Source organism: Streptomyces sp. FH025 (genome assembly GCF_017427025.1).
Taxonomy (GTDB): Bacteria; Actinomycetota; Actinomycetes; order Streptomycetales; family Streptomycetaceae; genus Kitasatospora.
The window spans coordinates 1-11,071 of record NZ_JAFLNG010000212.1 but is presented as its reverse complement, the minus strand read 5'-3'; the positions used below and the strand labels follow the sequence as shown (position 1 = coordinate 11,071).

12 protein-coding genes and 1 riboswitch are annotated in these 11,071 nt (G+C 73.0%); of the genes, 6 read left to right on the top strand and 6 right to left on the bottom strand.

The genetic code is table 11. The annotated features are described in order from the left end of the window. On the top strand, nt 1-1,113 hold a 1,113-nt coding region (locus tag J0670_RS17120; RefSeq protein ID WP_243437126.1), incomplete at its 5' end, for a polyprenyl synthetase family protein. Between the two features lie 27 nt (nt 1,114-1,140). Here J0670_RS17120 and thiE read toward each other — a convergent pair. Genes thiE through J0670_RS17105 form a run of 3 tightly spaced genes read right to left on the bottom strand, consistent with a single transcriptional unit; the run spans nt 1,141 to nt 3,402 of the window. Beyond that, nucleotides 1,141-1,791 carry a thiamine phosphate synthase gene (thiE, locus tag J0670_RS17115; RefSeq protein WP_207812466.1) on the bottom strand — a complete coding sequence of 217 codons (651 nt, stop codon included), beginning with the start codon at nt 1,789-1,791 and terminating at the stop codon, nt 1,141-1,143. Next, nucleotides 1,788-2,153 (bottom strand): Rv2175c family DNA-binding protein, encoded by a 366-nt coding sequence (locus J0670_RS17110; protein WP_207812465.1) that lies wholly within the window; start codon nt 2,151-2,153, stop codon nt 1,788-1,790. The genes thiE and J0670_RS17110 overlap by 4 nt, the downstream gene beginning before the upstream one ends. A gap of 43 nt (nt 2,154-2,196) precedes the next feature. Further along, the gene (locus J0670_RS17105; protein WP_207812464.1) at nt 2,197-3,402 is read right to left on the bottom strand and encodes an NAD(P)/FAD-dependent oxidoreductase; all 1,206 of its coding nucleotides are present in this window, start codon (nt 3,400-3,402) and stop codon (nt 2,197-2,199) included. 68 nt (nt 3,403-3,470) lie between these two features. Beyond that, nucleotides 3,471-3,583, top strand: a riboswitch (TPP riboswitch). A gap of 3 nt (nt 3,584-3,586) precedes the next feature. On the opposite strand from J0670_RS17105, the gene thiO reads away from it, so the two are divergent. The 4 genes from thiO (at nt 3,587) to pknB (ending at nt 7,635) form a co-directional block, all read left to right on the top strand. Continuing rightward, nucleotides 3,587-4,762 carry a glycine oxidase ThiO gene (gene thiO / locus J0670_RS17100; protein WP_243437125.1) on the top strand — a complete coding sequence of 392 codons (1,176 nt, stop codon included), beginning with the start codon at nt 3,587-3,589 and terminating at the stop codon, nt 4,760-4,762. Continuing rightward, a complete protein-coding gene (thiS, locus tag J0670_RS17095; protein WP_207812463.1) occupies nt 4,759-4,968 on the top strand; it encodes a sulfur carrier protein ThiS in 210 nt (69 codons plus the stop codon). The genes thiO and thiS overlap by 4 nt, the downstream gene beginning before the upstream one ends. A gap of 3 nt (nt 4,969-4,971) precedes the next feature. Then, nucleotides 4,972-5,769 carry a thiazole synthase gene (locus J0670_RS17090; protein ID WP_207812462.1) on the top strand — a complete coding sequence of 266 codons (798 nt, stop codon included), beginning with the start codon at nt 4,972-4,974 and terminating at the stop codon, nt 5,767-5,769. Nucleotides 5,770-5,856: 87 nt separating this feature from the next. Continuing rightward, on the top strand, nt 5,857-7,635 hold the full coding sequence (gene pknB, locus J0670_RS17085; RefSeq protein WP_243437128.1) for a Stk1 family PASTA domain-containing Ser/Thr kinase: 1,779 nt from the start codon (nt 5,857-5,859) through the stop codon (nt 7,633-7,635). A gap of 13 nt (nt 7,636-7,648) precedes the next feature. Here the strand turns inward: pknB and J0670_RS17080 are convergent, their stop codons facing one another. Continuing rightward, nucleotides 7,649-8,278 carry a sulfite oxidase-like oxidoreductase gene (locus J0670_RS17080; RefSeq protein WP_207812460.1) on the bottom strand — a complete coding sequence of 210 codons (630 nt, stop codon included), beginning with the start codon at nt 8,276-8,278 and terminating at the stop codon, nt 7,649-7,651. A 244-nt stretch (nt 8,279-8,522) separates the two neighbouring features. On the opposite strand from J0670_RS17080, the gene bfr reads away from it, so the two are divergent. After that, a complete protein-coding gene (gene bfr, locus J0670_RS17075) occupies nt 8,523-9,002 on the top strand; it encodes a bacterioferritin (protein ID WP_207812459.1) in 480 nt (159 codons plus the stop codon). Nucleotides 9,003-9,029: 27 nt separating this feature from the next. Here the strand turns inward: bfr and J0670_RS17070 are convergent, their stop codons facing one another. Both J0670_RS17070 and J0670_RS17065 read right to left on the bottom strand, forming a co-directional pair. Further along, nucleotides 9,030-9,350: a bacterioferritin-associated ferredoxin gene (locus J0670_RS17070; protein ID WP_207812458.1), complete on the bottom strand. Its 321-nt coding sequence runs from the start codon at nt 9,348-9,350 to the stop codon at nt 9,030-9,032. 174 nt (nt 9,351-9,524) lie between these two features. Further along, nucleotides 9,525-10,862, bottom strand: a complete 1,338-nt coding sequence (locus J0670_RS17065) for a class II 3-deoxy-7-phosphoheptulonate synthase (protein ID WP_207812457.1) — start codon at nt 10,860-10,862, stop codon at nt 9,525-9,527. Between the last annotated feature and the right edge of the window lie 209 nt (nt 10,863-11,071).

The following is an 11,071-nucleotide window of genomic DNA, read 5'->3' as shown; positions in this document are numbered from 1 at the left end:
CTCATCGTGACCTCGTCCAGCACCCGGCCGGCCAACCCCATTGACGTGGAGGACGTCCGCGCACGCGTCAACGCCGCGCTCGCCGCGTTCATGGACGGCCAGTCCGCGCTGCTCGGCGGGATCTCGCCGCAGCTGGTACCCGCCGCCGACGCCCTGCGCGACTTCCTGCTGGACGGCGGCAAGCGGCTGCGCCCGGCCTTCTGCTACTGGGGCTGGCGCGGTGCCGGCGGCCCCGGCGACGGCGAGGGGATCGCCAACGCGGCGGCCGCGCTGGAGCTGTTGCAGGCCAGCGCCCTGGTGCACGACGACCTGATGGACCGCAGCGACACCCGCCGCGGCCTGCCCTCGATCCACCGCCGCTTCGAGGCCCTGCACCGCGACAGCGGCTGGCGCGGCGACCGCGAACAGTACGGCGCCTCGGCGGCGGTGCTGCTCGGCGACCTGCTGCTGATCTGGTGCGACGAGCTGTTCCTGCGCTCGGGCCTGGAGCCGGCCGCCGTGCTGGCCGCCAAGCCGGTGTTCGACCTGATGCGCACCGAGGTCATGCTCGGCCAGTACCTGGACGTGCTGGAGCCGGTGGCCGGGGACTCGACCGACGAGGGCGCGCTGGACCGCGCGCAGACCGTCCTGCACTACAAGTCGGCGAAGTACACCATCGAGCGCCCCCTCCAGGTCGGCGCGCTGCTCGCCGGGGCCGGGCCGGAGCTGGTCGAGGCCTTCGGGGCGTTCGGCCTGCCGCTGGGCGAGGCCTTCCAGCTGCGGGACGACCTGCTCGGCGTCTTCGGGGACCCGGCCGTCACCGGCAAGCCGGCCGGGGACGACCTGCGCGAGGGCAAGCGCACCCTGCTGGTCGCCCACGCGATGCGCGCCCTGCCCGCCGCCGACGCCCGCCACCTGGACGCCCGGCTCGGCGCGCCGGACCTGGCGGCCGAGGAGGTCGCCGAGCTGCGCGACCTGGTCGCCCGCAGCGGCGCGCCCGAGCTGGTGGAGCACCGGATCGAGCAGTTGATGCGGCAGTCGCTGGCCGCGCTGGAGGCGGCGCCGCTCGCGGACGAGCGGGCCCGTACGGTGCTGCTGGCACTGGCCGAGGCCGCCACCGTCCGCAAGTACTGACGGACGACGGCGGCCTCAACCGGCGGGTCACACCGCCGCGCGCACCCGCCGGGACAGCTCGGCGGCGGCCGCCCGCGGGTCCTCCGCCGCGGTGATGGCCCGGACCACGACGATCCGGCGGGCCCCGGCGGCCAGCACCTCGTCGAGGTTGCCGAGGTCGATCCCGCCGATGGCGAACCACGGCCGGTCGGTGGCCTGCTTCGCCGCGTACGAGACCAGGCCGAGGCCCGGCGCCGGGCGGCCCGGCTTGGTCGGGGTCGGCCAGACCGGGCCGGTGCAGAAGTAGTCCACGCCCGGCTCGGCGATCGCCGCGTCCACCTCGGACTCGGCGTGGCAGGACCGCCCGATCAGCACCTCGTCGCCGAGGATCGCCCGGGCGGCCGGCACCGGCAGGTCGTCCTGGCCGAGGTGCAGCACGTCCGGCCGGGCCGCGTGGGCGACGTCGGCGCGGTCGTTGACGGCCAGCAGCTTGCCGTGGCGGCGGCAGGCGTCGGCGAAGACCTCCAGGGCCGCCAGCTCCTGCTTGGCCTCCAGGCCCTTGTCGCGGAGCTGGACGATGTCCACCCCGCCGGACAGCGCCGCGTCCAGGAACTCGGCGAGGTCTCCCTGCTCGCGACGGGCGTCGGTGCACAGGTAGAGCCGGGCGTCGGCCAGCCGGGCCCGCGGGTCGGTCGTCACAGCGCCATGGCCTGGGCGCGGCGCTTGACCTCGGTGGCGCGGTTCTCCCACAGCGCCTGTACCGGGGTGCCGGGCAGCGACGGGTCCTCGGTGAACATCCACCCGATGATCTCGTCATCGGAGAAGCCGCTGTCCCGCAGCACGGTCAGCAGGCCGACGAGGTGCTTGACCGGGCCGTCCTCGTCGATGAACGCCGCCGGGACCTGCAGCGACTTGTTGGGACCGCGGCGCACCGCGATCAGGTCACCCTTCTTGACCATGTTGCGGACCTCGGTGACCAGCACACCCCACCGCTCGGAGATGTCGGGCAGGTACAGCCACTCGGGGACCAGGGCGTCAGTCTTGGCATCGATCTCACTCACGGCACCAGACTGCCACCTCGACGCACCGCCGCGCACCAGCCCCCTACGCCGCGGCCTCCTTGAGGGGCACCTCCGGGTCCGCCGCGCGGTCCCGGTCCAGCGCCGTGCCGCGCTCGATCAGCTTCCGCCCCTGGGCCAGGTCGCGCGGCCGGTCCACGGCCAGCAGCGCGCTCGGCACCCCGTCGCGCAGCCAGAGCACCGACCAGGCGGCGTCCCGCGGGCCGCCCCGCCAGAGCAGTTCGTCGCCCTCGGCGTGCCGTCCGGCGTACTGGACCATCCGGCCGAACTGCTCCGACCAGAAGTACGGCACCGGGTCGTACGGCCGCGCGTGCGCGTCCAGCACGGCGGCGGCCGCGGCCTCGCCGGACCGCAGCGCGTGGTCCCAGTGCTGGACGGCCAGCCGGGTGCCGCAGCGCGCCGAGGGGTAGCTGACGCAGTCCCCGGCCGCGAAGACGCCGGGCAGCGAGGTGCGCAGGCGCTCGTCCACCAGGACGGCTCCGGCGGCGTCCAGCTCCACGCCGGATCCGGCCAGCCAGCCGGTCGCGGGCCGGGCGCCGACGCCCACCAGCACCTCGTCGGCGGGCAGGTGCGAGCCATCGACCAGCAGGACCGCCCCCGGCTCGACGGCGGCCACCCCGACCCCGCAGCGCAGGTCGACGCCGGCCTCGGCGTACCAGACGGCCATCGCCGCGCCGACCTCGGTCGGCAGCGCGCCCGGCACCGGCGCCGGGCCGGCCTCGACCACGGTCACCTCGCAGCCGGCCTCCCGCGCGGCCGTGGACACCTCGGCGCCGATCCAGCCCGCACCGACCAGCACCAGCCGCAGCCCGGGGCGCAGCAGCGCGCGCAGCGCCAGGGCGTCGTCCAGGGTGTGCAGCAGGTGCGCCCGCTCGGCGCCGGGCAGGGCGCGCGGGGTGGCACCGGTGGCGATCACCAGCGAGCCGTACGGGAGGTCGCCGCCGTCGGTGTGCAGCACGCCGGGGGTGAGGCCGGTGGCGCGGCGGCCGGTGAGCAGCTCGACGTCGAGCTGCGCGAAGTCGATGTCCAGGGTGGTGGAGTCGGCCTTGCCGAGCAGCACGTCCTTGGAGAGCGGCGGCCGGTCGTACGGCGTGTGCGGCTCCTCGCCGACCAGCGCGATCCGCCCCGCCCAGCCGCCCTCCCGCAGCTTCAGGGCGCACTGCGCCCCGGCCAGCCCGGCCCCGACGACGACCACCTGATCCGTTGCGCTCAGCTCTGCCACGCCCGTCACTGTACTCAGCCCTGTTAGGGCGCCCTTCGTACGGGCCTTCGGCCGGGCCGACCCCCGGCGTTAAGGTGGGTGCACCACACGGGAGCCCGGCGTACCGGGCTGAGAGGCGGGCTGGCACGGCCCGCGACCGTCCGAACCTGATCCGGGTCATACCGGCGAAGGGAGAAGAGCAGCTTTGTCACGCTTGCCATCAGGCGCCCACGCCGACGTGCTGGTGATCGGCGGGGGCGTCATCGGCCTCGCCGTCGCCTGGCGCGCCGCGCGGCGCGGGGTGCGGAACGTGATCGTGGTCGATCCCGCCCAGGGCGGCGGGGCGGCCGGGGTCGCGGCCGGGATGCTCGCCCCGGTCACCGAGCTGCAGTACGGCGAGGAGCCGCTGCTGCGTCTCGGCATGGCCTCCAACCGGCGGTACGAGGCCTTCGCCGCCGAGCTCACCGAGGCGAGCGGCGGCCTGGATACCGGCTACCGCCGGTGCGGCACGATCGCCGTCGCGCTGGACTCCGACGACCGCGAGGAACTGCGCGAACTGCACGCCTTCCACCAGCGGCTGGGCCTGGACTCGACCTGGCTGACCGGCCGGGAGGCCCGCAGGCTGGAGCCGATGCTCGCCCCCGGCGTGCGCGGCGGCCTGCACGTCGCGGACGACCACCAGGTGGATCCCCGGCGTCTGCTCACCGCCCTGGTCGCCGCCTGTGAGCGCGCGAACGTCCTGCTGCACCGGGCCGAGGCCGTCGAGCTGCTGGTCGACGGCGGCCGCGCGACCGGCGCCCGGCTGAGCACGCGGGAGACGGTGACCGCCGAGCAGGTCGTGCTCGCGGCCGGCCCGCACAGCCACCGGCTGCCCGGCCTGCCCGAGGGCGTGCTGCCCGCGATCCGTCCGGTGAAGGGGCAGGTCCTGCGCCTCCAGGTCCCGGACGCCTACCGGCCGTTCCTGTCCCGCAACGTCCGGGCCGTCGTCCGCGGCCAGCACCTGTACCTGGTCCCCCGGGAGAACGGCGAACTGGTGGTCGGCGCGACCACCGAGGAGCAGGGCTACGACACCACCGTCACCGCCGGCGGGGTGTACGAACTCCTGCGCGACGCCCACGAGTTGGTACCGGGCATCACCGAACTCCCGCTCGTCGAGACCGCGGCCGGGCTGCGCCCCGGCTCGCCGGACAACGCCCCGCTGCTCGGCCCGACCGCGCTGCCCGGGCTGGTCGCCGCCACCGGCCACTACCGCAACGGCGTGCTGCTCACCCCGGTCACCGCCGACCTGGTCTCCGAGTACCTGGCCACCGGTGAAGTCCCGGAGCTGGCAAAGCCGTTCACGTCCACCCGGTTCTCCTCCGAACCCCTCGCCGCGAAGGCCTCCGCATGACCGAGATCGCCCTGACCGTCAACGGCGAGCCCCGCCGGGTGCCCGCCACGACCACCCTCGCCGAGGTGGTGGCCACCGTCAGCCGGTCCAACACCGGTGTCGCCGCCGCCCTCAACGAGGCCGTGGTGCCGCGCGGTTCGTGGCCCGAGACGGAGCTGAACACCGGCGACCGGATCGAGATCCTCACCGCCGTCCAGGGAGGCTGAACCATGGCCGACGACCTGCTGACCATCGCCGGGACGACCTTCACCTCCCGGCTGATCATGGGCACCGGTGGCGCGCCCAGCCTGGAGGTCATGGAGCGCGCGCTGCTCGCCTCCGGCACCGAGCTGACCACCGTGGCCATGCGCCGGGTGGACGCCACCACCCAGGGCTCCGTCCTGGAGGTGCTGACCCGCAACGGCATCCGGGTGCTGCCCAACACGGCCGGCTGCTTCACCGCGGGCGAGGCCGTGCTGACCGCCCGACTGGCCCGCGAGGCGCTCGGCACGGACTGGGTGAAGCTGGAGGTGATCGCCGACGAGCGCACCCTGCTGCCCGATCCGATCGAGCTGCTGGACGCCGCCGAGACCCTGGTCGACGACGGCTTCACGGTGCTCCCGTACACCAACGACGACCCGGTGCTGGCCCGCAAGCTGGAGGACGTCGGCTGCGCGGCGATCATGCCGCTGGGCTCGCCGATCGGCTCCGGCCTGGGCATCCGCAACCCGCACAACTTCCAGCTGATCGTGGAGGGCGCCGGCGTCCCGGTGATCCTGGACGCGGGCGCCGGCACCGCCTCCGACGTGGCGCTGGCGATGGAGCTGGGCTGCTCGGCGGTGATGCTCGCCTCCGCGGTGACCCGCGCTCAGGACCCGGTGCTGATGGCCGAGGCGATGCGGCACGCCGCCGAGGCCGGGCGGCTGGCCCACCGGGCCGGCCGCATCCCGCGCCGCTTCCACGCCGAGGCCTCCTCCGCGATGGCCGGCCGCGCCGACCTGGACGTCCGGGAGCGCCCGGCGTTCTGAATCCGTCACACATGTCACAAGCCGGTCCCGGCGGCGGTGTCCTCCGGGACCGGCGTCCACTCGCCCCACTAGAATCACCGGGTGGACATGGCATTGCACGACCCCCTGATCGGTACCCTGCTCGACGGCCGGTACCGGGTCGAGCAGCGCATCGCGACCGGCGGGATGTCCACCGTCTACAAGGGCACCGACACCCGGCTGGACCGCGTGGTCGCGCTCAAGGTGATGCACCCCCAGCTGGCCGGGGACGAGGGCTTCACCGCCCGGTTCATCCGCGAGGCCAAGGCCGTCGCCAAGCTCACCCACCCCAACGTGGTCAACGTCTTCGACCAGGGCGCGGACGGCGGAAACGTTTTTCTCGCCATGGAATACGTGCCCGGCCGCACCCTGCGCGACCTGCTGCGCGACCGCGGCGCGCTGTCCGTCCGGGCCGCGCTGGATGTCCTGGAGCCGGTGCTCGCCGCCCTCGGCGCCGCCCACCGGGCCGGGCTGGTCCACCGGGACGTCAAGCCGGAGAACGTGCTGATCACCGAGGGCGGCCTGGTCAAGGTCGCCGACTTCGGCCTGGTCCGGGTGCTCGGCACCGCCGACGGCGCGCCCACCTCGGTCAGCACCGCCACCAACGGCACCGTCCTGGGCACCGTCTCCTACCTGGCCCCCGAGCAGATCCTCCCGGACGCCCCCACCGACCAGCGGGTGGACGTCTACGCGGCCGGCATCCTGCTGTACGAGATGCTCACCGGCCGCCGCCCGCACACCGGCGACAACCCCGTCCAGGTCATGTACAAGCACCTGCACGAGGACGTCCCCGCACCCTCGCTGACCGCCCCCGCCGTCCCCCCGGCACTGGACGCCATCGTGGCCGGCGCCTGCGCCCGGGCCGCCGACGCCCGCCCGTACGACGCGGTCGAGCTGCTCGCCGCGCTCCAGCGGGTCCGCCGCACCCTCACCCCGGCCGAGCTGGACGCCGAACCGCCGGCCTCCACCCAGGCGAGCCCGCGCTACCCGACCAACGAGCCGACCTCGGTGATCCGGCCGCTGCCCCGGCCCGCCGACGCCCCGCCGACGGAGCGCACCAGCGTGCTGAACGTGCCGCCGGAGCTGATGGACCAGCTGCTCGCCGAGCCCCGCCCGTACGACGAGCCGACCCCGGTCCGCACGCGCCGGCCCAACCCGCTGCGCCGCCTCCCCCGCAAGCCGCTGATCTGGACCGCCGCGCTGACCGCCCTGGCGCTCGCGGTCGGCGGCGCCACCTACGGGATCTCCGAGGGGCTGTACGGCTCGGTGCCGAGCGTGCTCGGCAAGGACCGGGGCGAGGCGCAGCGGATCCTGGACAAGGAGGGCATGCACGGCAGGTTCGTCGACGCGTTCAGCGAGTCCGTCCCCGCCGGGGAGGTGATCGCGACCGACCCCGGGGTGGGCGCGCGCACCCGCAAGAGCGACTCGGTGACGGTCACCGTCTCCAAGGGCCCCAAGCGGATCGCGGTGCCGGACGTGACCGGCAGGAGCGCGGACGACGCGGCCGCCGCGTTGGCCGGCGCCCAGCTGACCAGGGGGTCGGTGACCGAGACCTACAACGACGGCGTGCCGGAGGGCTCGGTGATCAGCAGCTCGCCGGCCGCCGGGCAGCTGCTGCAGGAGAACGCCGCGGTCTCGCTGGTGGTCAGCAAGGGCATGGTGCCGGTCCCGGACGTCACCGGGATGACCAAGGACGACGCGCAGAAGGCGCTGCAGGCGGCGGGCTTCACCGTGCAGACCACCGGGTGGGACGTGTTCGGCTCGGTCAAGGTGTCCGGCCAGTCCCCGGCGGCCGGCGAGCGGCGGCCGCAGCGCACCGCGGTGACGATCAGGTTCTCGCTGTTCTGACGGCCCGGGCCGCTCAGCGCAGCGGCCCGTCGCCCGGCTCCTCCTGGTAGGAGTAGCGCTGCTCGCGCCACGGGTCGGCGAGGTTGTGGTAGCCGCGCTCCTCCCAGAAGCCGCGCCGGTCAGCCCTCATGTACTCCACCGCGCGCACCCACTTGGGGCCCTTCCAGGCGTACAGCTGCGGGACGACCAGCCGGACCGGGAAGCCGTGTTCGGCGGTCAGCGCCTCACCGTTGCGGTGGGTGGCGAGCAGCGTGCGGGCGTCGGCGAAGTCGGCCAGCCGCAGGTTGGCGCTGTAGCCGTACTCGGCCCAGACCATGACGTGGGTGACGCCGGGCGCCGGGGGCACCAGGTCGAGCAGCAGGGCGGCGGACACGCCCGTCCACTCGTTGCCGAGCAGGGAGAACTTGGTGACGCAGTGCAGGTCGGCGACGACGGTGGTGCGCGGCAGGGCGTTGAAGGCGTCGAAGTCCCAGCTGTGCTTCTCCGCCGAGGCGGTGGCGCCGAACACCTGGAGGTCCCAGCTCAGCGGCTTGAATCGGGGCACCGGCCCGTAGTGCAGGGCGGGCCAGCCGCGTTGCACGCGCTGGCCCGGGGGGAGCCTCGGGTCAGACGGCGGTAGCGGTTCTGGCTTGGACTGACCCATGGCTCCATGGTGACAGACGGCGGCCGGGCCTCGGCGCGCGCCCCTTTCCTCCACATTCACGCCCTGCCCGTACGGGCCAAAGGTCGATCGCCCACTCACCGATTTCCACCCGAATCGGATATTCCGACACATGTCCTAGTGAGTGTGAACTTACTGGAATTTCATCCCATGACGGTGCCAGGATGCGCAGCGCAGGGCCCCACCGCAGGACCAACCGCAGGACGTAGCGCAGGGAGGCAGCACCATGCAGGGCGACCCGGAGGTCATCGAGTTCCTCAACGAGCAGCTCACGGCCGAGCTCACCGCGATCAACCAGTACTTCCTGCACGCCAAGATGCAGGAGAACTTCGGCTGGACGAAGCTCGCCAAGTACACCCGGCACGAGTCCTTCGACGAGATGAAGCACGCCGAGACGCTCACCGACCGGATCCTGTTCCTGGAGGCGCTGCCCAACTACCAGCGGCTGTTCCACGTCCGGATCGGCCAGACGGTCAAGGAGATGTTCGAGGCGGACCGCCAGGTCGAGGTCGAGGCGATCGACCGGCTCAAGCGCGGGATCGTGGTGATGCGGGCCAAGAACGACGTCACCTCGGCGAACATCTTCGAGGACATCCTGGCCGACGAGGAGCACCACATCGACTACCTCGACACCCAGCTGGAACTGCTGGAGAAGCTCGGCGAGGCGCTCTACATCGCGCAGGTGATCGAGCAGCCGGAGTCCTGAGGCTCCGGGACCGGCCCAGGCTCCGGCTCAGGCCACCCGCAGCGGGAGCACCGCGGGTGCGACCACCGGGGCGATCGGCGCGACGGGCGCGATCGGCGCCGCCGGCACGGCGGAGGCGGGCGCCTCCTGGATCTCCGGGTCGGCCAGGCCGAGCCTGGCGGCCAGCCGGGCGGTGGGGCAGGGCCGGGCGCCGTGCTCGCCGAGCAGCGCCTGGATCCGGCGGACGCAGGACCCGCAGTCCGTACCGGCCTTGCAGCCCCTCGCTATCTGGCGCGGGGTGTCGGCCCCCTCGTCGATCGCCTTCTTCACCTGGTCCTCGGTGACCGCATGGCACATGCACACGTACATCGCGGTCTCTCCCGGGGTGAGGCGTCGGAGTGGATCTTGACTAAGGCTAGCCTTAGTTCACTGAGCCTCACCTTACCTGGCAAAACGGGCACGAAGAAGCCCCTCCGGTCTCGGGAGCGCCAAAACCGGAGGGGCTTTCGTCACATTCGCGGTGAAGAGGACCCGGGACAGGGCCTACTGGCCGCTGCGGTACATCTCCGCCACCAGGAACGCCAGGTCCAGCGACTGGCTGCGGTTGAGCCGCGGGTCGCAGGCCGTCTCGTAGCGCTGGTGCAGGTCGTCGACCAGCACCTCGTCGCCGCCGCCGACGCACTCGGTGACGTCGTCGCCGGTCAGCTCCACGTGGATGCCGCCCGGGTGGGTGCCGAGCGCGCGGTGCACCTCGAAGAAGCCCTTGACCTCGTCCAGCACGTCGTCGAAGCGGCGGGTCTTGTGCCCGCTGGACGCCTCGAAGGTGTTGCCGTGCATCGGGTCGCAGATCCACACCGGCTTGGCGCCGGAGGCGGTGACCTTCTCCACCAGGGCGGGCAGGTGCTCGCGGATCTTGCCCGCGCCCATCCGGGTGATGAAGGTGAGGCGGCCGGGCTCGCGCTCCGGGTCCAGCTTCTCGATCAGGGCGAGCGCCTCGTCCACCGAGGTGGTCGGGCCGAGCTTGACCCCGATCGGGTTGCGGATCTTGGAGGCGAACTCGATGTGCGCGTGGTCCAGCTGACGGGTGCGCTCGCCGACCCACACCATGTGGCCGGAGACGTCGTACAGCTCACCGGTGCGCGAGTCCACGCGGGTCAGCGCGGTCTCGTAGTCCAGGATCAGCGCCTCGTGCGAGGAGAAGAACTCGACGGTCTTGAACTCCTCCGGGGCCACCCCACAGGCGTTCATGAACGCCAGGGCGTTGTCGATCTCCCGGGCGAGCTGCTCGTAGCGCTGGCCGGCCGGCGAGTTGCGCACGAAGTCCTGGTTCCAGGCGTGCACCTGGCGCAGGTCCGCGTAACCACCGGTGGTGAAGGCGCGCACCAGGTTCAGCGTCGCGGCGGACGCGTTGTACATCCGCTTCAGGCGCTCCGGGTCCGGGATGCGGGACTCGGGGGTGAACTCGAAGCCGTTCACCGAGTCGCCGCGGTAGACCGGCAGGGTCACGCCGTCGCGGGTCTCGGTCGACTTCGAACGCGGCTTGGAGTACTGACCGGCGATCCGGCCGACCTTCACGACCGGAACCGAGGCCGCGTACGTCAGCACGGCGGCCATCTGGAGCAGGGTCTTCAGCTTGTTGCGGATGTGTTCGGCCGACACGCCGTCGAAGGCCTCGGCACAGTCGCCGCCCTGCAGGAGGAACGCCTCCCCACGCGCCACGGCTCCGAGCCGGGCGCGCAGCTGGTCGCACTCGCCGGCGAAGACGAGCGGCGGATAGGAGGCGAGCTCCGCAAGGGTCTTGCGCAGAGCCTCGTGGTCCGGCCATTCAGGCTGCTGCGCCGCGGGCAGGGACTGCCATGTGTGGAGATTTGTCACGGTCACGCACCCAAGGCTACGGGGTGACCCGACCCGTTCGTGACCATTGCCCGAGGGATGAGACACATCGCGGACGATTCTCGTGACCCCGCTCACCCGCCCGGTCCCATCCGCTACGCTCACCCCGTGCACGCGCTTCACACCAACTCCTGGTGGTGGGCCTTCCCCTTGGGTGGCCCACAGATCGCGCGTTCCTAGACGAACACGACGGCCGC